Here is a 21,518-nt window from a genome sequence, read left to right on the forward strand (position 1 = left end):
GGCCTAGAGGGCCCCGTCGCGGCAAGGAAGCAGGAGCTGCCGATGCCACATGACAACGATCACCCTACGTGACGCCGTGCCGCTTTTGCCAAGGACCGTCCGGACTCTGAGACGAAAGTCTCGTTACGTGCCCGGCTGAGCACTGCCGGTGACCGTCGGCGTGGGGCTCGGCGGTGCCGCCATGCCGAGCGGCTTGCCGTCGGTGACCGGGCCTGGCATGGCAACGCTCGCCGGCGCCGGGCCGGTCGGGCCGGCCAGCACCAGTTCGCCGTAGTCGAACCGGGCCGCGGTCAACGTCCCGTCGGCGTCGTAGCAGTAGAAACCGACGTCCAGGGCGGCGCTGACCGAGGCGGTGGTGGTCTCCACCGCGAAGCAGGAGCCCTTCGCGCCGGCCACCGGCGGTGCCGTCGAGACCGACAGCGGCGCGCCCGGGTCGGTCAACACGTGGCGGACCGTGACCAGCGCCCGCTGCACCTTGGGGTCGATCGAATGGGGCACGTCGGCGTCCGGGCCGCCGATCTTCACGCAGTTGGGCGTCAACGACTCGTCGGCCGAGGGCAGCGCGCACTGGAACAGGCCGATCTCGTTGCGCACGATCGAGATGTCGACCGTGCCGCCGAGCGCCAGGTCCGGCACGTCGACCCGCCAGCTCCCGTCGGGCGAGATCGTCAGCGAGACGCTGCGTTCGCGGTTGTCTGCCTTGTAGGTGTAGATCGCGGTGAGGGTGCGGTCCTGCGCGGCGGCGGCGAGGGCGGCGAGTTGGTCGCGAGCCTCGGCTTTCGGCGGCTGCGCGCTCGTGGGCGTCGGATCGGTGGGCTCCGGGGGCGGGTCGCCGCCACAGCCCGTGAGCACGAGCACGGCGGCCAGCGCGCCGGCGAACCACCGGCGCGGGCTCACCCCGTACGCCCACACGGGGTTCATTGTGGTGGTCCTGGCATGTAGAGCGGTCCATGCGTGTCGGCGTGTCTTCGCCCGGGTGGAACTTCTGATCGTGAACGGTGCGTGACGGTCCGTCAGATGGTGGGATCACGACTCCCCTCACACCCTGGCCGCCGGTACCCTGACGGGGGAAAAATCGCGCCGCCGGCGGCCAACCCGGCGGCGCTGGCACGTTTGCCCCGTGCGGCGCCGACCCGGTGCTGCGGGGCGCGGGCATGTGAGACGGGAGCATTCCGCGGTGGCGCTTGTAGTGCAGAAGTACGGCGGCTCATCGGTCGCCGACGCGGAGCGGATCAAGCGGGTTGCCGAGCGCATCGTCGACGCCCGCAAGGCGGGCAACGACGTGGTGGTCGTGGTGTCCGCCATGGGCGACACCACCGACGAGCTGCTCGACCTCGCCCACCAGGTCAGCCCGCTGCCGGCCGGCCGCGAGCTCGACATGCTGTTGACCGCCGGCGAACGCATCTCGATGGCGCTGCTCGCGATGGCGATCCAGAACCTGGGCTACGAGGCGCGGTCCTACACCGGGTCCCAGGCCGGCGTGTTGACCACGTCGGTGCACGGGCGCGCGCGGATCATCGACGTCACGCCGGGTCGGTTGCGCGGTGCGCTCGACGAGGGCGCGATCGCGATCGTGGCCGGCTTCCAGGGCGTCTCGCAGGACACGAAGGACATCACGACGCTGGGCCGGGGCGGGTCCGACACGACTGCCGTCGCGCTGGCCGCGGCGCTGTCGGCCGACGTGTGCGAGATCTACACCGACGTTGACGGCGTCTTTACGGCCGACCCGCGTATCGTGCCTCGGGCGCGGCTCATCAAGCAGATCACGTACGAGGAGATGCTGGACCTGGCCGCCTGTGGCGCCAAGGTGCTGATGCTGCGCTGCGTGGAATACGCGCGCCGCTTCAAGGTGCCGATCCACGTCCGCTCGTCCTACAGCCAGAACACCGGCACTATCGTCACCGGATCGATGGAGGATCTTCCCGTGGAGCAGGCACTGATCACCGGCGTCGCCCATGACCGGAGCGAGGCCAAGATCACGATTGTCTCGGTCCCGGACGAGCCCGGCGCGGCCGCCAAGATCTTCGAAACGGTGGCCGGCGCTGAGATCAACATCGACATGATCGTGCAGAACATCTCGACGGGGCAGGCCGGCGCGCACCAGAGCGGCCGCACCGACATCTCGTTCACGCTGCCGCGGGCCGACGGCCCGGTGGCGATGGGCGCCCTCAACCGGGTGCAGGCCGAGATCGGTTTCGAGACGCTGCTCTTCGACGACCACGTCGGCAAGGTGTCGCTCATCGGCGCCGGCATGCGCTCGCACCCGGGCGTCGCGGCCAAGTTCTTCGCCGCGCTCGCCGAGGCCGGCGTCAACATCGAAATGATCTCCACGTCGGAGATCCGCGTCTCGGTGGTCTGCCGCGACACGGACCTCGACGAGGCGGTACGCGCTGTGCACGACGCATTCGACCTCGGGGGCACGGAAGAAGCCGTGGTCTACGCGGGGACCGGGAGGTGACCGCGGTGTCGCGCTCGGGTCTGCCGTCGCTGGCGGTCGTCGGCGCGACCGGAGCCGTCGGCACGGTGATGTGCGAGCTGTTGTCGGCGCGCAAGAACGTCTGGGGCGAGATCCGCCTGCTGTCCTCGGCCAGGTCGGCGGGCAAGAAGATCTACTGCCGGGGCGAGGAGCTGACGGTCCAGGAACTGTCGGAGTCGACCCTGTCGGGCGTCGACGTCGCGATGTTCGACGTGCCGGACGAGGTGTCGGCGGAGTGGGCGCCGCGCGCGGCGGCCCTGGGAGCGGTCGCGGTAGACAACTCGGCCGCGTTCCGCATGGACCGCGACGTGCCGCTGGTAGTTCCGGAGATCAACCCGGAACAGATCCGCAACAGGCCGAAGGGCATCATCGCGAACGCCAACTGCACGACGCTGACGATGATCGTGGCGATCGCGCCGCTGCATCGCGAATACGGCCTGCGTGAGCTGGTCGTGGCGTCCTACCAGGCGGTGTCGGGTGCAGGGCAGGTCGGCGTCGACACGCTGCACGACCAGCTGACCAAGATCGCGGGGGACCGCGTGCTGGGCTCGCGCTCGGGCAACGTCCGCCAGGCGATCGGCGACGAGCTCGGCCCGTTCCCGGCGCCGCTGGCCCTCAACGTGGTGCCGTGGGCGGGTTCGCTGAAGGACGCGGGTTGGTCGTCGGAGGAGCTGAAGCTCCGCAACGAGTCACGCAAGATCCTGGGGTTGCCAGACCTGAAGGTCTCGGCGACGTGCGTCCGGGTGCCGGTGGTGACCGGCCACTCGGTGGCGGTGCACGCGGTCTTCGGCAGCGAGGTGACGGCAGACGGCGCACGCGAGGCGTTGCGCAACGCACCCAGCGTGATCCTGGTCGACGACCCGGCGGCGGGGGAGTTCCCGATGCCGATCGACGCGGTGGGCACGGACCCGTCGTGGGTGGGCCGGATACGTCGCTCGATGGACGACCCGCGCGCGCTTGATCTGTTCGTCACAGGTGACAACTTGCGTAAGGGTGCGGCGCTGAACACGGCCCAGATCGCGGAACTGGTCGCGGCAGAGCTGACCTCGAAGTAGCCGGAAGCGCGGCGTGATGGCCGCGCTTGACGGCCGTTGGCGCGTTCGATGGGTTGGACCAACCGGGCGCGTTCGGTTGCGGCAATCGCTGGGTTGGTTCGAGGTCGTTGCGGCAACCGCTGCGTCTGCCTGAGGCGGTTGCGGCATTGACCGCGCTGACACCTGTGGTGCGGCAACCGTTGCCTTAGCTGGTGGGTTGGTGTGGCCATTGCCGCCTGGGGTTGGCTCGTGTTGCGGCAACCGCCGTGCGGCTCGGGCTGCGTTGCCGCACCCCCGCCTTGACCCGGGGGTGCGGCACCCTCCGCGTTGATGCGCGGGTTGCGGCAACTACCGCCCTAGCTGGGCCGCGCTTCGGCAACCACCCTGCTGACCTGGACTGCGGTGCGGCAACTACCGCCCTAGCTGGGCCGCGCTGCGGCAACCACCCTGCTGACCTGGACTGCGTTGCGGCAACTACCGCGCTGACTTAGGCGGCATCGCCCAACCACGGCGCAGACCTGGCTGCGTTGCGGCAACCGCCGCTTCAGCTCGAGATGGTTGCCGCAACCACCACCACAGCTTGAGATGGTTGCCGCAACCACCGCTGACCTCAGCAGCGTTGCGGCAACCAGTCAGACGCCGAGCTGGCGGCGGACCTCGGCCGCTACCCGGCCGCCCTCCGCGCGCCCGGCCACGGCCGCCTGGGCGGCCTTCATGGCCGGCCCCATCTGAGCCTTGCCACTGAACGCCCCGGAAGCCAACGCCTCGGACACCAACCCCGACAGCTCTTCGTCGGAGAGTTGCTTGGGCAGGTAGCGGTCGATGACCTCGCCCTCGGCGGTTTCCTTCGCGGCCTGCTCGGCCCGCCCCGCGTCGGCGAACGCGGTCGCGGCCTCGCGGCGCTTCTTCGCCTCACGGGTGAGCACGGCCAAAACCTCGTCGTCGGTCAGTTCGCGCTTCTCCTTGCCGGCCACCTCGGCATTGCCGATCGCGGCCAGCGCCATTCGCAGCGTCGACGTCGTCATTTCGTCGCGGGCCTTGAGCGCCGCCCGCATGTCGGTGGTGAGGACGTCCTTCAGCGTGCCCATGACGCCACAAACTACCCTGGGTCCCATGCGAAAGCGCACGGTTTACCGGCTGGCGGCCGGCACGGCGATGGCTGGCGCGGCGACGTTCGCCTACGCCGCGCTGGTGGAACGGAACCTCTTCACCCTCCGGCGGTACGACGTGCCGGTGCTGGCCACCGACGCCGAACCTCTGCGCATCCTGCATCTGTCGGATCTGCACATGATGCCGGACCAGCGGCGCAAGCAGCAGTGGGTGGCCGCGCTCGCCGGCACCGACCCCGACCTGGTGGTCGTCACGGGCGACAACATGGCGAACCCGCACGCCGTACCCGGTGTCATGCGGGCTCTTCAGCCCCTGCTCGACGTGCCTGGCGCCTTCGTCTTCGGCTCCAACGACTACCGCGGGCCGGTGTTCAAGAACCCGTTCAGCTACTTCGAGAAGGACAGGGAGTACGTCCAGGGCGTCGAGCTCCCGACCGAAGAGCTGCGGGACGTCCTGGTCGGCTCCGGCTGGGCCGATCTCAACAACGCGCGCACCACGATCAAGGCCGGCGGCCGCCTGATCGAAGCCGTCGGGGTCGACGACCCGCACGTGGAACGTGACGACTACCCCTCGGTGGCCGGCCCGGCCTCGCCCGCCGCCGACCTAAGGTTGGCGCTGACCCACACGCCGGAGCCGCGGGTACTCGACGGCATGGCGCGAGACGGCTTCGACCTGATGCTCGCCGGCCACACCCACGGCGGCCAGGTCTGCGTGCCGTTCGTAGGCGCGCTGGTGACCAACTGCGGCCTGCCCCGGTCGATGGCCAAGGGCCTGCACCACTGGCCCGGCGGCGGCGCCTGGCTGCACGTCTCCGCGGGCCTCGGCACGCACCCGACCGCCCCTGTTCGGTTCGCCTGCCGCCCCGAGGCGACGCTGCTCACGCTCATCCCTCGCTGAGGCGGTATACCGAATTTGACCCCGGTGGGCGGTGGGCTAGTATTGCTCGGCACGCCTCGGGGTGTGGCGCAGCTTGGTAGCGCGCTTCGTTCGGGACGAAGAGGTCGTCGGTTCGAATCCGGCCACCCCGACCAGGTGTGAGGGCACATCCGAGATTTCGGATGTGCCCTCTTTGCATCTGGAGCCACGGGACGCCGAGCATTCGCGGTGCGGCCGGTCGAGTGATCGCGGAGGCGGGGCGCCGAGCATTTCCGGGTCACCACGGACCGGGGGTGCCGAGCAATTCACGGCCCGGTCGGTCGAGTGATCGCGAAGTGCGAGGGCCGCCGAGCATTTCGCGGCCAGCAGGGAAGTCACGGATCGCGGGCGGCGAGCAATTCAGAGCAAGGCTGGTCCAGTGATCACGCAGGCCAGAAGCGCTGAGCGAGTGACGGCGCGGGCAACCGAGCGATCGCGGAGGCAGGCCGCAAAACGCGCTAGGAGCTGGCCATCCGAGCGCCGTCGCGGCCGTGGCGCTTGACCTCGTACAGGGCCGCGTCCGCTCGGCGCAGTGCGCGCTCCGGTGGCTCGTCCTCCTCGACCAACGCCACCCCGATGCTGACCGTGCGACCGATCGCCCGGGCGGCCGAGGTCAGCCGGTCCGCGATGGCCATCGCCTCGTTGGGGTGACGCACCTCCAGGACCGCCACGAACTCGTCGCCGCCCAGGCGGAACAGTTCGTCGACGTGGCGCAGGGCGTCCTTCAGCGCGCCGGCCACGGCGACCAGGACCGCGTCGCCCTCCTGATGGCCGTACGTGTCGTTGATGACCTTGAACTGGTCGATGTCGATCGCCAGTAGGGCGGTTCGGCCAGGCACCGCGCCGCGGATCCGTTCGCCGAATGGGCCCTGGTGCCGCAACCCGGTCAACGGGTCGGAGCTCGCCAGCTCGCGTAGCTGGGTCAGGGTGCGCAGCCGGTCGAGGCAGGACCAGGCCTGCCTGGCCAGCAGCTCCATCAGGTTGACCATCGACGGGTCCGGCTCGAGAGTGCGCTCGTCGGCGATCAGCATCACGCCGCCGGAGTCCGGTGGGCCGACCGGCACCATGATCAGAGTGGCTACGCCGGCGTCGACGAGCGGGCGGTACGCGTCCGGTACGCAGTGCTCCGACTCGCCCAGCGTGTACGACGAGCCGTGCTTGTGCGCGAGGCTGACCAGCTCGAGCAGCGCCGACTCGGGCAGCGCCGTCATCATGTCGCGTAGCTTCGCCTCGAACTTGTCCGGGAGCACGGTGGGCATGCCGACCCGCATCCGCTGGCCGTCGTCGACGACGAGCACGGCTGCGGACAGTCCGGACATGTCGCGAGCGGCGTCGTTGGCGGCCGCCATCAGCTCCCACTCGGTCGACGCGGAGGTGAGCGCACCGGCGTGCCGCAGCAGCTTCTCGGTGCGCTTCTCGGGCGGCGGTCCGCCGAGCCGGGTGATCCGGTCACCGAGACAGGCGGCGACCTCGTCGACCAGCTTCCGGGCTTCTTCGACGGGAGTCGGGTTCTGCCATTCGACGTTGAGTACCCCGATCGACCCGCCGTCGGTTTCCAGCAGGGGCGCGCAGACCTCCAGCGCGGTGCCGGGCGCACCGACCGGGATGTAGTCCGGGTCGTCCTGGACCGCGACGACGATCTGGGTCTGCCCGGTGCGGAAGGCACGCCCGGACACGCCGCGCCCGGGTTGCACAGCGGTGAAAACCTGCCAGGCGCCGGCAGCGGCGACACACCGCAGATGACGTCGTACGGGTAGCAGAGCGGCGGCCATCGCCCCCGTGTGCGCATGCACGGCGTTGACCGTAAGCCGGCAGGCTTCTTCGGCGGACGAGGCCCTGGTCAGGCGCGCCGTCACGTCGTTGACGATGCGTTCGTGATCCAGTCGCACGGCAACTTTCCGGTAAGGGCAGTTCGGCGCTGCGGTGAAGAAGAAGAACCTTCGGCAGCCTACCGACTGTAGCTGGATCATTGCTGCCTGCCCGCAGCGCCTCCCGGACAAACCGGTTGATCCCGGATGGTCGGTGAGCGTTGTCACCACATGGTTGCCGGATGGCAACAGGCCCCGCCCGACAACCCCACAGGGCCGTTGACCTGCGTCTCGACTGCGGTCGAGACTTCCTCCCCGTCGCGACGCCGACGGTGTCGATTTCCGTTGCCAGACGGCAACGGGCCAGTCAGACAAGCAGGCGGGGCGGTTGCCCTGCCCCTGGGCTGCGGGTGTCGGCTCGGTTGCCGGCGGCCCGGACGATGCAGGCGGGCCGTTGACCTTGCGCTGCGGCCTGCTGAGACCGCGGGCGTCGGCTTGCGTGGACCTTGCAGTGCGGCCGGCTGGGGCCGCAGGGCGTCGGCTTGCGTGGACCTTGCAGTGCGGCCGGCTGGGGCCGCAGGGCGTCGGCTTCCGTTGTCAGACGGCACAGGGCCCGCCGGACGATGCCGGCGGGCCCTGTGCCCTTGCAGTGCGGCGGCCCGATGGCCGCGCGCCTCAGCCTCCTGGGCCTCGGCCGGGCGGTCGGCCCGGCCCGCCGTTGCCTGGGCCGTTGCCACCGGGGCCGCCCCCGCCCTTGCCGTTGCTGATCTTGATTACTACGACGCCGCCCTTGATGGTTCTGCCGTCTGGGGACGTGCCTGCTGCCTGGCCGGCGGGGCAGCGGGAGTCGACCGGGAGGTCGTCGACGTCTACGACGAAGCCGGCCGAGCGGAGCCTTGACCGGGCGGACTCGACCGAACTGCACTCGACGTTGGGGATGCTCCGCTGCTCGCCGTAGATCATCTTGCTGCTGTTCGGCGGCGTGAAGTCCTTGCGGGGTGCCTTCATCGCCTTCATGGCGTCGCGCAGCGTCTCGTAGACCGCCGGGTTGACGATGTCGTGCTCCATGTCGTGGTTGGTCTCGGCCCAGTCCGGGTCGGCCAGGATGCCCGCCACCGAGAGCTGCTTGGTCATCGTGACCAGGGAGGCCGTCTTCTCGCTGTCGGTCGTGCCGGACTTGCCGGCCACCGGGTAGCCAACCGTGCCGCGCACGCCGGTCGCGGTGCCGCCGGTGCACCGCGACGTTTCGGAGCGGTCGCCGAGCGGGCAGCGGGCCGCGTCGACGGCCGCGCGGGCGACCTGCGGGTCGACCGCCTTCCGGCACCGTGACGCGGCGACGTCGAGCTTGGCGCCGTCCGGAGCGATGATCTCCTGCACCGGGTTCGGCTCGCAGTATTTGCCGTCGGCGGCCAGCGTCGCGTACGCGTTGGCGAGGTCGAGCGGCGTGGTCGAGGAGACGCCGAGGGTGAAGGCGCCCCACTGGTCGGCGCCCTCCTTGTTGTTGGCGATCACCGCGTCGCTCTTGGAGCGGAACTTGATGCCCATCCGCTTGGCGGCGTCGACAACGTTGGCCGCGCCGGCGGCCTCCTCGAGCGGGACGAAGAACGTGTTGACCGACTTGCCGAAGCCGGACCACATGTTGTGGACGCCGGCCATGCTCTTGTTCGCGTTCTCCGGACAGTATTTGTTGGTGCCGGGGCAAGCGCTCGGACCGTTGTACTCCACGATGTATTTCGAGGTGTATTTCTCTTTTGCGTTAATCGTGTAGCTCAGCGGATAGCCCTTTTCGAGCGCCGCGACCAGCGTGAAGATTTTGAAGGTCGAGCCGGCCTGGTAGCCCGTGATGTCACCGCCACCACTGACCAACGGGTTCGTGGTGTTCGGATAGGTGCCGCGGATCTTGCGCTTTTTCTTCGCCGGGTTCGTGGAGATCCCGTTCTGCGGCTTGTCGGCGGGGTCCAGCTTGTAGTTGCGGTTGACCGCCAGCGCCCGCACGTATCCGGTGCCCGGCTCGACCGCCGCGACCATCAGCGCGTTGGGGTGGTTCTTGGCCGTCTTGTAGGCCTGCTCGACGTTTTTCTTGGCGGCGTCCTGCACCCGCGGGTCGAGCGAGGTGATGATCTTGTAGCCGCCGCTCTTCAGCCGCCGCTCACGGTCGTACGTCGTCGCGCCGAAGGCCTCCTGGTCCATCCACCAGCGGTAGAAGAAGTCGCAGAAGAAGCCCCAGCTGTTCTTGGTGGTCGCCACGCAACCGTTCGGCGCGCGCTTGCCCTTGACGGCCAGCTTGACCGCCTTGGCCTTGTCGCGCTGCTCGGCGGTGATCGCGCCGATCTCGAACATGTTGTCGATGACGTAGTTGCGCCGTGCCACCGCCTGGCCGTAGCCGTCGGAGTTCGTCGGGTCGTAGTCGGACGGCGCCTTCACCATGCCGGCGAGCATCGCGGCCTCGTCGACCGTGAGGTCCTTGGGCAGCTTGGCGAAGTAGACCTGGCTCGCGGCGTAGACCCCGTAGGCGCCGTTGCCGAACGGCGCGGTGTTGAGGTAACGCTCGAGGATCTCGTCCTTGCCGAGCTCCTTGTCGATCTGGAGGGCGTAGCGCATCTCGCGGATCTTGCGCTTTGGCGTGTCCTCGGTCGCGGCGACCACGTCCTGCGGGTCGGTCGCGGAGTAGGCGATGGCGAGCCGCACGTACTGCATCGTCAGTGTCGAGGCGCCCTGCGTGGTCTCGCCGGCCTGGTTGTTGGCGACGAAAGCGCGGCCGATGCCCTTGATGTCGACGCCGTTGTGCTTGTAGAAGTCGTGGTCCTCGGCGGCGATCATCGCCTGCTGCATCACCTTGGCGATGTCTTTGAGGTCGACGTCGCGCCGGTTCTCGTCGTACATCGTCGCCAGCGGGGTCTTGCCGTTGCTGGCGTAGATATAGCTGATCTGCGGTGGGCGCTTGAGCGTCAGCTCGGTGGGCAGCTTGTCGAAGGTCTCGACACCGGCTTTGGCGGCCAGGCCCGACATGGCCACCGCGGGGAACGCGGCGGCCGCGACCACCACACCGGCGAGCACGCCACAGATGATCAGCGACGCGGCATTGGCGAAGATGTTGTGATCACGTCGCCGCATCCAGCTTTTTTTGCGGGGCTTCCCAGCCTGCGCACTCGGCTCACTCACCCCGCCAGGGTACGGGAACGTACAACAATCTCGCGTCCCGCGTATGGGGCCTCAACGGCACACGGCGTCGACAAGGTGAAATCCGACGCGCCAGTGAGCACGTCCTTCGGAAGCCGGTGTCGTTGTTGTGTTATGCGCACGCTCCGGCAGCCGGTGCGCACCGGCATCGAGGATTCTGCCGGACTGCTGTGGTTCGTGTTGGCTTTTGACCGAATCCAACCAAGATTTTCCGCGTACGGGGCAGCTACACCCGCTACAGACCGGGTAGGCGAAGAGTGTCCCGGTTGTGATGTATTTATCTGACAACGTTGCGTAATCAGACGACTACGGAGCATGATGGTTCGGCGAGGATCGCGCACCATCCGCCGTCTCCCGGGGGGAACGGAACGGCGGGTGACCGGGGGCAACACCTGTCGACTCGAGGTCGGTCCGACCGCGGTGGAGAGTTCGGCAGCGGACTGCAAGGGGGGACGTGGACTGATGGGCATGATTACAGACTGGCCGACTTTGGCGGCATGCCAGAACGGGGACCCGGACGCGCTTTTCGTACAGGGCGCCGAGCAGAACGTCGCGAAGCGGATCTGCCGAAGCTGCCCCGTGCGATACGAGTGCCTGGCCGACGCGCTGGACAACCGCATCGAGTTCGGTGTCTGGGGCGGCATGACCGAGCGCGAGCGCCGGGCTCTCCTGCGGCGTCATCCGCAGGTCGCCAGCTGGCGCAAGATGTTCGAAGCCGCGTTGCGCAACAAGGACAAGTCGCTGGTCACGGCTGGCTGATAGCCGAGCCGATCGTCCGCAGCCCGTCGATGTCGTGCACATCGGCGGGCTGTGCCGTTACGGCGACCGTCGGCACGTGCGGGAACTCCCGGGCGAAACCGGCGGTCACGGACCGTTCGCGGTCGGCCAGCGCCGCCAGCGCGGCGTGGATCCGCAAGGCGTCGGCCGTCGGTGCCTGCTCGCCCGCCTCGGTCAGGCTCGCCGCGGCGGCCAGGCTCGCCTCGGCGCCCAGTTGCGGCACCTGGGTCGCGTGCACCCGGTTGACGACCAGCCCGGCCAGCGGCATCCGCTCCTCGCCGAGCCGGCGCGCGAAGTAGGACGCCTCGCGGATCGCGTCCGGCTCCGGCGTCGCGACCACGAGGAACGCGGTCTCCGGCGCCTGGAGGATCTGGAAGGTCTGCTCGGCGCGCTGCCGGAATCCCCCGAACATCGAGTCGAGCGCAGCGACAAAGCCTGACAAATCAGTCAAAAGCTGCGCGCCAAGCACCTTCTGTACGACTCGGGAGAAGACCCCGAACGACGCGGTCACCAGCCCGAACACGCTGCGTCCGCCGGCTCGGGCTGGTGCCAGCAGCAGCCGAAGCATCTTGCCGTCGAGAAACCGGCCCAACCGGGCCGGCGCGTCGAGGAAGTCCAGCGCGGAGCGCGACGGCGGGGTGTCGACGACGATCAGGTCCCACTCGCCCTGCGCGTGCAGATGGGCCAGCTTCTCCATCGCCATGTATTCCTGCGTGCCGGAGAAGGTCGAGCTCATCGCCTGGTAGAAGGGGTTGGCGAAGATCTCCGCCGCCTTCGCCGGGTCGGTGTGGGTCAGCACCACCTCGTCGAAGGTGCGCTTCATGTCGAGCATCATCGCGTGCAGCGAGCCCCCGCTGCCCTCGCCGACGTCCTTGACCGGCCGAGGGGTGTTGTCGAGCTCGGTGAGGCCGAGCGACTGGGCCAGCCGGCGGGCGGGATCGATGGTCAACACCACGGTGCGCCGGCCGTGCTCCTCGGCCGCCCGCAGAGCGAGCGCCGCGGCCGTCGTGGTCTTGCCGACCCCACCCGAACCGCAACAGACCACGATGCGGACGCCCGGATCACTCAGGATCCGGTCGACGTCCAGCCGTGGCGGGTGTAGATCCGAAGACACATGACCGAGTTTATGGGGTCGGACCAGCGAGCAGAGCGGCGGCGAGAAGGTCGAGGCCGTCGCGGTCGACTCCGGCGCTCAGCAGCGGCAGCTCCAGCACCGGCCGGCCGAGCTCGGCGAGGTCGGTGCGGAGCGAGTCCTCCAGCTCCTGGCGGGTCAGGTGGTTCTTCACCTCGGTGAGCAGGCCGGTGACCGTGGCCCGGTCGGTGGGCAGCCCGGCGGCGGTCAAACCGCGCTTGAGCTCGGCCTGGGTGACCTTGCCGACGGACGCGACGGGCGTCTGCGCCTCGTTGACGATCACGTGCCCGACCGGGATGCGCAGGCGGTTGAGCTCCTCGATCGCGTCGACGGTCTCCTGCACCGGCATCTCTTCCAAAAGTGTGACCACGTGCACAGCGGTCATCGGCGACCGGAGCAGCGCCTGGACGCCGTCGCTCTGCGTCTTGATCGGCCCGACCTTGGCCAGCTTGGCGGTCTCGGCCGTGACGTTGAGGAACCGGCCGATCCGGCCGGTCGGCGGCGCGTCGAGCACGACGGCGTCGTACACCCGATGCCCCCCCGAGGTCCTGGTCGTGGCCTCCTTGACCTTGCCGGTGAGCAGCACGTCGCGCACGCCTGGCGCGACCGTGGTCGCGAAGTCGATCGCGCCCAGCCGGCGCAACGCCCGCCCGGCGGCACCCAGCCGGTAGAACATCTCGAGGTATTCGAGCAGCGCTTCCTCGGCGTCGATGGCCAGCACCCGCACCTCGCCGCCGCCGGCCGCCGCCGTGATCCGGCGCTCCTCGTAGGGCAGCGGGGCCGTGCCGAACAGCTGCGCCACGCCTTGGCGCCCCTCGACCTCGACCAGCAGCGTCCGGCGGCCGCCGGCGGCCAGGGCCAGGGCGAGCGCGGCGGCCACCGTGGTCTTGCCGGTGCCTCCCTTGCCGGTCACCACATGCAGCCGGGCCGGCCACAGATCGGCACGTCGGCTGGTCGCGGCGGGTCTCGTCACGCTCCGAGGGTATCCGTCAGCCGACGTCGCAGACCCACCAGCCGGTCTTGTGGACGAGGGTGAACCGGAGCTGCTCCTCGGCACTGCGGTCGTCGGCCGTCAACACGGTCAACCTGGTCGACACGATCGCCTTCTCGGCGTCCTGCTCCTCCACCTTCGGCGGGTCCCACCGGTAGCGGGGGCTCGGGTACGTCCGGGCGTACTGCCGTACCTCGTCGATCTTGTCCTGGACGGCGCGCTGGTCCCGGGCCTCGCGACACAGCAGCCCGGTGGCCGCGGCCGCGTTCTGGTCGACGTAGACGGCGTCGAGGAAGCCCTCCACCGCGGCCACCGGCTCGGCCGCTCCCTCGCCGGTCTCCGGGTCCCGGAGCAGCAGGTAGGCGGCCAGGCCGCCGCCACCGCCACAGAGCAGCACCACGGCCAGCACGATCGCCACCACCAGCGGGCCGCGCCCCCGGCGCTGCGCCGGTGGCGGCGTAGGTGGCGGGGGTACGGCGGTCCAGCCGGCGGTGTCCGGAACGGGCGCGGTCGCCCATTCCTGCGTGCCAGGCGGCACCGGGGTCGGGTTCGGGTTCGGCGGCACCCACGGGGGCGGGGTCCACAGCGGCGGCTGCGCCGGCGGTGGAGCCGGCGGCGCGCTGATCGGCCGAGGCGTTGGGGCGTTCGTGGCTGGAGGAGCCGTTGGCAACTCCTGGGTCCAGGCCGGATCGGGCTCGTCCGCGGGCGTCGGCGGCTCGTCCGACGACGGCGGCGTTGGCCTGGGCGAGGGGGCCGCTGCCGGGGGAGCGGGGGCCGGGGGCGGCTCAGGTGTGGGTGGCGCGGAATGCGGCCCGGACGGGGGCGGCGGAGCGGGTGTCGCCTGTTGCGGCGGTGGCGGCGGGACGGGTGGGCGTCCGTCGCCTTCGTCGCCCGACGAGGGAGCGTCGGCTGGCCGGCTGTCGGCACCGTCGGGCGGCACGGTCATGGTCTCCCCACAAGCTCTCGTCCGTTGCGGTCGAGCCGTCGCCGAGCAGGGTAGCCGACCTCGGCCCACTCCGATCGCCACCGGTAACCTCGGCCGCATGCAGAAATGGGAGTACGCGACCGTGCCGCTGTTGGTCCACGCGACCAAGCAGATTCTGGACAACTGGGGTGACGACGGCTGGGAGCTGGTCTCCGTGATCCCGGGTCCGAACCCGGAGCAGTTGGTCGCCTACCTGAAGCGGCCCAAGGCATGACGACTCCGCACGAGCGCCTCGCCGAGCTCGGCCTCACGCTGCCCGAGGTCGTTCCTCCGGTCGCCGCGTACGTGCCTGCCGTGCAGTCGGGTGTGCACGTCTACGTCTCGGGTCAGCTCCCGATCTCCGGCGGCGAGCTGCTGGCGACCGGCAAGGTCGGCGCCGAGGTCACCGGGGAGCAGGCTCGCGACCTGGCCCGGCAGTGCGCCCTCAACGTGCTCGCCGCGATCGACGCCCTGGTCGGCCTGGAATACGTCGTCAAGGTCGTCAAGGTGGTCGGCTTCGTCGCCTCGGCACCCGGCTTCACCGGCCAGCCCACCGTCGTCAACGGCGCGTCGGAGCTGTTCGGCGAGGTGTTCGGCGAGGCCGGTCGGCATGCCCGCAGCGCGGTCGGCGTCGCCGAGCTCCCGCTGAACGCGCCGGTCGAGGTCGAGGCGATCGTCGAGGTCGCGACCGCCTGATCCGGACAGGCAGACATAAATCTTCTGTCGTAGGCCAGTCGTACGATCGCACCCATGACGACCCACGTGACCACTCCGGCGGCGGCCCTCGCGGAACGCCTGCCGGAGTGGGTCACTCTGGTCCGTGCGCCCAACCCCGGCCCGATGACCCTCGACGGCACCAACACCTGGGTTCTGCGGGCCACGCCCGGTGCTCCGGCCGTGGTCGTCGACCCCGGACCGCTGCACGAGGGGCATCTGCGGGCGATCGCCGAGCACGGCCCGATCGGCACGGTGCTGGCCACCCACGGCCACCCCGACCACGTCGAGGGGCTCGACCGGTTCGCCGAGCTCACCGGCGCGACCGTGCTGCGCGACCTCGGCGAGCACGAGCTGGCCGGCGTGCGGATCACCGCGGTGTCCACCCCGGGCCACACCGCCGACTCGGTCTGTTTCGTGGCCGAGGCCGGTGGCGAACGGGCGGTCTTCACCGGCGACACCATCCTGGGCCGGGGCACCACGATCGTCGCCCATCCCGACGGGGACCTCGGTGACTACCTGGCCAGCCTGGAGCTGTTGACCGCCTATGCCGACCAGCTCGCCCTGCCCGGCCACGGCCCGGCGCTGGCCGACTGCGCCGTCGCCGCGCGGTTCTACCTGGCCCACCGACGGGCGCGGCTCGACCAGGTGCGGCAGGCCGTTGCTGATGGCGCAAAAACCGCCGAAGAGGTCGTTTCCACCGTCTACGCCGATGTCGATCCCAGCCTCTGGCCGGCCGCCGCCTGGTCGGTCCGGGCCCAACTCGCATATCTCGGTGTGCCGTCCGGGGAATCGCGACGGGGGTCACAGGGGTTGGATGGACCGTGACTTGTCTTGTGTGCGGCACGGTCGCCGTCCCCGGCGCCCGTTTCTGCCACAACTGCGGCGCCGCCCTGCCCGCGGCGGCGACGCTGCCCGCCGCCGAGCGCCGGGTGGTTACGGTCCTGTTCGGCGACCTGTCTGATTTCACCTCCTGGTCCGAGAATGTCGACCCGGAGCGCGTCGGCGCGGTGACCGACCGGGTCCTGGCCGCGCTCGCCGGCGCGGTGAAGACCTTCGGCGGCCACGTCGACAAGCTCACCGGCGACGGCATCATGGCCGTCTTCGGCGCACCGGTCGCGCACGAGGACGACGCGGAGCGTGCGGTGCGGGCGGCCCTGTCGATGCAGCGCGCGGTGCGCCGCGTGCTCGACGACGAGCGCGGCGGCGGCGCGCCGCTCGGCCTGCGGGTCGGGCTCAACACCGGTGCCGTGGTCGCCGGCATCCAGGCCGCGATCGAATACACCGTCATCGGCGACACGGTCAACACCGCCGCCCGGCTCGCCGACGCCGCCGCGGTCGGTGCCGTCTACGCCGGTGCCAGCACCTTCGAGGCCACCCGCCGGGTCGCGTCCTGGCGGCAGCTGCGACCGCTGCGGCTCAAGGGCAAGCGCGACCCGGTCCAGGCGTACGAGCTGCTCGGCCTGCACGACGCCCCCGGCACCCGGTCCGGTCTCGGCGACGAGGCGCCGTTCGTCGGCCGCGAGGCCGAGCTCGGCCGGATCGCCGGCCGCCTCGCCGAGGTCGTCGACCAGAGCCAGCCCACCGTCATGTTGATGACCGCCGAGGCCGGCATCGGCAAGACCCGGTTCGCGGGCGAGGCCGAGCGGCTGGCCGCCGGCTTCGACGTCGCCGCCGGCCGGTTCGCCACCCGCACCGGCGCCCGCGTGCTCTCGGTGCGCTGCGCCGCGTTCGGCGAGCGCCGCCGGCTCGCGCCCCTGGCCGACCTCGTCCGCACGGCGATCGGCGCACCCGTCGACAACGGTGCGTCGCCCAGCCGGGCCGTGATCGAGGAGCGGCTCCGGCGGCTGACCGCAAGGCTGGCCCGCCTGCCCGACGCCCCACCGGTCGCCTCCGACCTGCTGCTGGCGCTGCTCGGCTACGGCGAGGTCCCGGCCACCGTCTCACCGGTGCCCGGCGAGTGGACCGGCGACATCCCGGGCGCCGACGCCGCCGCCGTGCCGGGCGCGGTCGCGGCCCTGCTCAGCGGGCTCGCCGCCGAGACACCGCTGCTCGTCGTGGTCGACGACCTGCACGACGCCACCCCCGAGACGGTCGAGGCCCTCGGGGTCATGCTGTCCCGGCTCACCGGCCCGGTTCTGGTGCTGCTGCTCGGCCGCCCCGAGCTCGTGCGCACCGCCGGCGCGCTGACCCGCCTGGCCGACGCCGAGGTGGTCAACCTGCCACCGCTGCGCGGCGCCGACGCCTCCCGCCTGCTCTCGTCCTATCTGAGCGGCGGCAAGCTGCCACAGCCCGACAACGACGGGCTGCTCGCCACCGCGCAGGGCAACCCGTTCTACCTGGCCGAGCTCGTCACGCTGCTGATAGAGCGGGGTGCGTTGACAAAGGTCGACGTCGACGGTGAGTCCGGTCAGCGGCGCTGGCGCCTGGCACCCGGCTCGTTGACCAGCCGGCTGCTCTCCCGCGACCTGGCCGCCGTGCTCGCCGCCCGCATCGACGCCTTGCCGGGCGACGCGCGTGCCGTGCTGCGCGACGCCGCGGTGATCGGCGACCAGGTGCCGCGCGGCACTCTCGAGGCGTTGCGGGAGCACTACGCGGGCCGGGCCGGTCGTCCGGCCGCGGTCGTCGCCGTCGAGCTCGAGCGCGCGGTCGACGAGTTGTTGCAGCGCCGCATGCTCCAGCGCACCCGAGGTGGCTACGCGTTCAGCACCCCGTTGATGCACGAGGCCGCCTACTCCGGCATCGGCAAGGCCGACCTCGCCGAGCGGCACGCGTTCCTGGCCGAGTGGGCGGCCCGCAAGACCCCGTCCGACGTGGTGGTCGGTCGGCGTCCCGTGACGGTCGACGCCCCGGCCGGCGACCCGGGCAGCTGGACCGACGGCGACCGCGACGCGTTCATCGCGCACCACACCGAGCGCGCCGTCGCCCTGGCCGACAGCGTCGGCCTCCGCCCTGACGCGGCAGCCCGCACCGTCGTACCCCTCGGCATCGCGGCGCTGAGCCGGTCCGCCCGGCGAGCGGCCGCCGCCGGTGAGCCGACGACCGCTGTCGAGTACGCGGAGCGGGAGGCCGCCCTCGCCGGTGACGCCCTGCCGACCGCCGACCGGCTCGTGCACGCGCGGGCGTTGCAGCAGACCGGGCGGGTCAACGACGCGCTCGCGTACGCGGAGAAGATCGCCGCCAACTCGGCCGAGCCGAGCGCCCGCGCCGGTGCGCTGCTGCTCGCCGGCCGCGCGCACCGCTCGCTCGGTGACTTCCCGCGAGCGCAGGTGATGTGGCGCGACGCGCTCCAGGTGGCCACCGACGCCAACCTGCCCGGCCCGCGCGCCGAGGCGATGCGCCGGCTCGGCATGGCCGACTTCCTGCAGGGCAAGCTGGCCCAGGCGAGCAGCCGGTTCGCGGCGGCCTACCAGGTCAACGTCGCCGCCGGGGACGAGCGCGGGCAGGCCTGGTCACTGCAGAACCTCGCGTGGGTCACCACGACCCGAGGTGACTTCGCCGGCGCCGACGCGGTGCTGGCCCGCGCGGCGCGGCTGTTCGCCCAGCTCGGCGACCCGGTCGGCCGGGCCTGGCTGCGCGGCACCACCGCCTATGCCCGGCTGCTGGCCGGCCGGCTGTCCGAGGCTCGTCGGCTCGCCCGGATCTTCCTGCCGTTCGGCGAGCGCGTCGGCGAGGCGTGGGCGGTCGGCACGCTGCGCGCGGTCGAGGCGTTCGCCGCCGCGGAGCTCGGTGACCTGGCCGAGGCCGACCGCGAGGCCCGCCGCGCCTACCGCGACTTCGCGGCCGCGTCCGACGACTGGGGCCGCGGCTTCGCCCTCGTCGTGCGCGGTGTCGTGGCCCGCGGGCTGGGGGAGCCGCAGCACGCCGCCGATTTGCTCACCGACGCCCTCTCCTATGCCAACCGGATCGGGCATCCGCTCCTGATGGGCATGGCCGGCACGCTGCGCGGCTTCGTAGCCCTGGACCGCGGCGACGTCGACGCGGCCGAGGCCGACGCGCGAGCCGTGATCACCGCGGTCGAGCCGCACAACCCGCTGGCACCGGCCCAGGTCGGCCCCCGGGTGCTGCTGTCCGCGGCCCGCCGCCTGGCCGGCGACACGACGACCGCGGTCGGCCTGCTGGCACCCATCGCCTCGGCCAGCGGTTCGCCGTCGCTGCTGTTCTCACGTCAGCAGGCGCTGGCCACCTACGCGTCGGCCCTGCTCGCCGCGGGACGGTGCGAGCAAGCGCTCGACTGGGCACAACGGGCTGCGGCCGTGCCGGCCGAAGACGTGCGTTCGCGGGTGATCGGGGCCGAGGTGCTGGCCCGGTCGCTGGCGGCGGCAGGACGCGTCGCCGAGTCGCGCGCCGCCGCCGAGCGGGCTGTCGACCTGTCGTTCTCGACAGAGCAGACGAGCGAGCGCGCCGGGGCCAAGGCGCTGCAGGCCGAGCTCTCGGACTGACGGGTCAGCCGCGGGACGTGACGCGTCGCTCCGAACTCAGCGGCTGAGAGTCGGGGTCTCCAACGCGTCCGGGCCGCGGCCGGCCAGGCAACGATAGGTGCGGTCGCCGGAGGCCAGTGCTGCCGCGTCCGGTGGCAGGACGTCCAGCTTCCAGCCCTGGGTGCTCATGAGCAGCGTCACGGAGGCGAACGTGGACCGCCCGCACACCTCCTGGACGGTCGGATCCGCACGCAACGACTGCCGGTCCACGGTGGTCACCGAGGGGGGCACCTCGCCGACGGCGAAGACCTCCCAGGTGTGCACGTCCCCGCAGGGCACCCGCTCGACATCGTCGGCGTAGCACTCCAGGTCGCCCGGGCACGCGCCACCTGACGGCAGCGGGACGACACAGCCGCGCAGGGCCTGGCCGTCCAGCCGCACGCTCGAGGTGGGCGTCGGCGGGTCGACCGGGTCGGTGTCCGGGCGGCTGGCCGCGTACCAACTCGTCAGGCCGCCCACCGCCAGGAGGGTGACCATCCCGAGGCCGCCGAGCCACCAGCGGCGCCGGCCGCGCCGGGGGGTGCCGCTGACCGTCGGGTGGTCGTCGCCGGAGTCGGCGGGTTGCGGCGGCACCTGCGGCGTGTAGGAGCGGGAGACGTAGACCGACGGGCCACCAGAGACGGGCGAGCCGGAGACCCGGGCACCGGAGACGGGGCGGGCCGGGCCGAAGCTGTCCATCGACAGCCCGGCCAGCAGGTCGCGCAGCTCCTCGGCCGAGGGCCGGGCCGCCGGGTCGTTGGCCATGCCCCGGCGCAGCAGGTCGAGGTAGGCCGGCGGAACACCGGGCAGGTCCGGGATCTGCTCGGCGAACATCTCCATCAGCGTGAGCAGGCTCGGGTCGCGGTCGTCGCGCCAGCGCGGCGGCTTGCCCCGCATGATCGCGTAGAGCGTCGCGCAGAGCGCGTACACGTCGACCGCCGGCGAGGGCTCGCTGTGGCGGAACATCTCGGGCGCGGCGTACGCCGGGGTCAGCACCTCGAGCGTCACCGACGAGTCGCGGACCTCGGCCAGCACCGCCAGGCCGAAGTCGGCCAGAGCCGGCTCGTTGAACCGCGAGTAGAGGATGTTGGCCGGCTTGACGTCGCGGTGCAGCACGCCGAGCTGGTGCGCGTCGGCCAGGGCGTCAGCGATCTTGACGCCGACGTCGCGCGATTCGGCGGCCGACAGGGGCGAGCTCTTCATCCGTTCGAGGTACGAGCCGTCGCAGAGCTCCATGATCAGATATGGGTGCCGCGACTCGGTGACCCCCGCGTCGAACAGGTCGACGACGTGCGGGTGCGACGACATCCGGCCGGCGGCGCGCGCCTCGCGCAGAAAGCGGCGCTGGTCGCGTTCGGTGTCGAGCGTGCGGTTTTCGACCTTGACGGCCACCTCGCGGCCGACTGACGCCTGCGTCGCCCGGTAGACGGTGGCATAACCACCACGGGCGAACACCGACAAGTCGGTCAGGCCAGGCACAACTGGCAGCGGGAGTGCTCCAGGTGATGTGCCGTTCACGGGTTAGAAGGTACCGAAGTCCCCCGCTTTCGTTCGAACCACAATGCGACACCGGTCGCGATTGCTCCGAGTCCCTCCCAGGCCGCGACACCGAAGAAGCGCGCCGGAGCGGCGTCGGTGACCACCAGGACGGTGAAAACCGTGAAGGTCACGAGCCGAAACCAGACCGTGAAGAGGTAGAACGGGCGCCACTCCGTGGCGACGGCGACCAGGTAGTAGACGCCCATGTTGAACGACGCCATGGACGAGGCCGCCATGAACGTCTTCGTGTAGTCGCCGGGCGGCCGCGAGCCGAGCACATCGAAGCCCAGGCTCTTCAGGAGAGTGTCCGGGCTGACCAGGCCGACCACGCCCATGATGATCGCGAGCACGCCGAAGACGGCCATGGTCCAGCCGGCGGGCGAGCGAGGAAGCCTCATATTCGAAGATCCAAGCATCT

At 71.0% G+C, this 21,518-nt stretch carries 17 protein-coding genes and 1 tRNA gene; 9 read left to right on the forward strand and 9 right to left on the reverse strand.

Features of this window, described 5'->3' with window-relative positions:
• Window positions 1–123: 123 nt before the first annotated feature.
• Window positions 124–921, reverse strand: coding sequence for a hypothetical protein (locus AB0J88_RS00525; protein ID WP_364354200.1), 798 nt, complete (start codon window positions 919–921; stop codon window positions 124–126).
• 256 nt (window positions 922–1,177) lie between these two features.
• Here AB0J88_RS00525 and AB0J88_RS00530 point away from each other — a divergent pair, with 256 nt between their 5' ends.
• Window positions 1,178–2,458, forward strand: a complete 1,281-nt coding sequence (locus tag AB0J88_RS00530; RefSeq protein ID WP_364354597.1) for an aspartate kinase — start codon at window positions 1,178–1,180, stop codon at window positions 2,456–2,458.
• 5 nt (window positions 2,459–2,463) lie between these two features.
• Window positions 2,464–3,531 (forward strand): aspartate-semialdehyde dehydrogenase, encoded by a 1,068-nt coding sequence (locus AB0J88_RS00535; protein ID WP_364354202.1) that lies wholly within the window; start codon window positions 2,464–2,466, stop codon window positions 3,529–3,531.
• Window positions 3,532–4,142: 611 nt separating this feature from the next.
• Here AB0J88_RS00535 and AB0J88_RS00540 read toward each other — a convergent pair.
• Window positions 4,143–4,598, reverse strand: a complete 456-nt coding sequence (locus AB0J88_RS00540) for a GatB/YqeY domain-containing protein (protein WP_364354205.1) — start codon at window positions 4,596–4,598, stop codon at window positions 4,143–4,145.
• 25 nt (window positions 4,599–4,623) lie between these two features.
• On the opposite strand from AB0J88_RS00540, the gene AB0J88_RS00545 reads away from it, so the two are divergent.
• Together AB0J88_RS00545 and AB0J88_RS00550 are read left to right on the forward strand one after the other, a co-directional pair.
• Entirely contained in the window at window positions 4,624–5,517 is an 894-nt protein-coding gene (locus tag AB0J88_RS00545; RefSeq protein ID WP_364354208.1) for a metallophosphoesterase, read from the forward strand.
• Window positions 5,518–5,574: 57 nt separating this feature from the next.
• Window positions 5,575–5,651: transfer RNA gene (locus tag AB0J88_RS00550), tRNA-Pro, on the forward strand.
• Window positions 5,652–5,993: 342 nt separating this feature from the next.
• Here AB0J88_RS00550 and AB0J88_RS00555 read toward each other — a convergent pair.
• Window positions 5,994–7,418, reverse strand: coding sequence for a sensor domain-containing diguanylate cyclase (locus AB0J88_RS00555; RefSeq protein WP_364354600.1), 1,425 nt, complete (start codon window positions 7,416–7,418; stop codon window positions 5,994–5,996).
• A 600-nt stretch (window positions 7,419–8,018) separates the two neighbouring features.
• Complete coding sequence (locus AB0J88_RS00560; protein WP_364354211.1) at window positions 8,019–10,457, reverse strand: transglycosylase domain-containing protein; 2,439 nt, start codon at window positions 10,455–10,457, stop codon at window positions 8,019–8,021.
• A 528-nt stretch (window positions 10,458–10,985) separates the two neighbouring features.
• Between AB0J88_RS00560 and AB0J88_RS00565 the strand changes: the two genes are divergently transcribed.
• A complete protein-coding gene (locus AB0J88_RS00565; protein ID WP_089254707.1) occupies window positions 10,986–11,282 on the forward strand; it encodes a WhiB family transcriptional regulator in 297 nt (98 codons plus the stop codon).
• On the opposite strand, the gene AB0J88_RS00570 is transcribed toward AB0J88_RS00565, so the two are convergent.
• From AB0J88_RS00570 to AB0J88_RS00580, 3 genes are read right to left on the reverse strand one after another with little or no spacing between them, the layout of a single operon-like run.
• Window positions 11,269–12,414 carry an ArsA-related P-loop ATPase gene (locus tag AB0J88_RS00570; RefSeq protein ID WP_364354214.1) on the reverse strand — a complete coding sequence of 382 codons (1,146 nt, stop codon included), beginning with the start codon at window positions 12,412–12,414 and terminating at the stop codon, window positions 11,269–11,271. The genes AB0J88_RS00565 and AB0J88_RS00570 overlap by 14 nt on opposite strands.
• A 10-nt stretch (window positions 12,415–12,424) precedes the next feature.
• Window positions 12,425–13,405 carry an ArsA-related P-loop ATPase gene (locus AB0J88_RS00575; protein ID WP_364354217.1) on the reverse strand — a complete coding sequence of 327 codons (981 nt, stop codon included), beginning with the start codon at window positions 13,403–13,405 and terminating at the stop codon, window positions 12,425–12,427.
• A 16-nt stretch (window positions 13,406–13,421) separates the two neighbouring features.
• Entirely contained in the window at window positions 13,422–13,988 is a 567-nt protein-coding gene (locus AB0J88_RS00580) for a hypothetical protein (RefSeq protein ID WP_364354220.1), read from the reverse strand.
• A 478-nt stretch (window positions 13,989–14,466) separates the two neighbouring features.
• On the opposite strand from AB0J88_RS00580, the gene AB0J88_RS00585 reads away from it, so the two are divergent.
• The 4 genes from AB0J88_RS00585 to AB0J88_RS00600 are packed head-to-tail and all read left to right on the forward strand — an operon-like array spanning window position 14,467 to window position 19,543.
• Window positions 14,467–14,622, forward strand: coding sequence for a DUF4177 domain-containing protein (locus AB0J88_RS00585; protein WP_090804462.1), 156 nt, complete (start codon window positions 14,467–14,469; stop codon window positions 14,620–14,622).
• A complete protein-coding gene (locus AB0J88_RS00590; RefSeq protein WP_364354223.1) occupies window positions 14,619–15,083 on the forward strand; it encodes a RidA family protein in 465 nt (154 codons plus the stop codon). Before AB0J88_RS00585 ends, AB0J88_RS00590 begins: the two co-directional genes overlap by 4 nt.
• A 54-nt stretch (window positions 15,084–15,137) precedes the next feature.
• Complete coding sequence (locus tag AB0J88_RS00595; RefSeq protein ID WP_364354226.1) at window positions 15,138–15,929, forward strand: MBL fold metallo-hydrolase; 792 nt, start codon at window positions 15,138–15,140, stop codon at window positions 15,927–15,929.
• A complete protein-coding gene (locus AB0J88_RS00600; protein ID WP_364354229.1) occupies window positions 15,926–19,543 on the forward strand; it encodes an adenylate/guanylate cyclase domain-containing protein in 3,618 nt (1,205 codons plus the stop codon). Before AB0J88_RS00595 ends, AB0J88_RS00600 begins: the two co-directional genes overlap by 4 nt.
• Window positions 19,544–19,579: 36 nt before the next feature.
• Here the strand turns inward: AB0J88_RS00600 and AB0J88_RS00605 are convergent, their stop codons facing one another.
• On the reverse strand, window positions 19,580–21,079 hold the full coding sequence (locus tag AB0J88_RS00605; RefSeq protein WP_364354232.1) for a serine/threonine-protein kinase: 1,500 nt from the start codon (window positions 21,077–21,079) through the stop codon (window positions 19,580–19,582).
• On the reverse strand, window positions 21,076–21,498 hold the full coding sequence (locus AB0J88_RS00610; protein ID WP_364354235.1) for a hypothetical protein: 423 nt from the start codon (window positions 21,496–21,498) through the stop codon (window positions 21,076–21,078). Before AB0J88_RS00610 ends, AB0J88_RS00605 begins: the two co-directional genes overlap by 4 nt.
• Window positions 21,499–21,518: the final 20 nt, after the last annotated feature.

The organism is Asanoa sp. NPDC049475 (genome assembly GCF_040676915.1).
Lineage (GTDB): Bacteria > Actinomycetota > Actinomycetes > Mycobacteriales > Micromonosporaceae > Asanoa.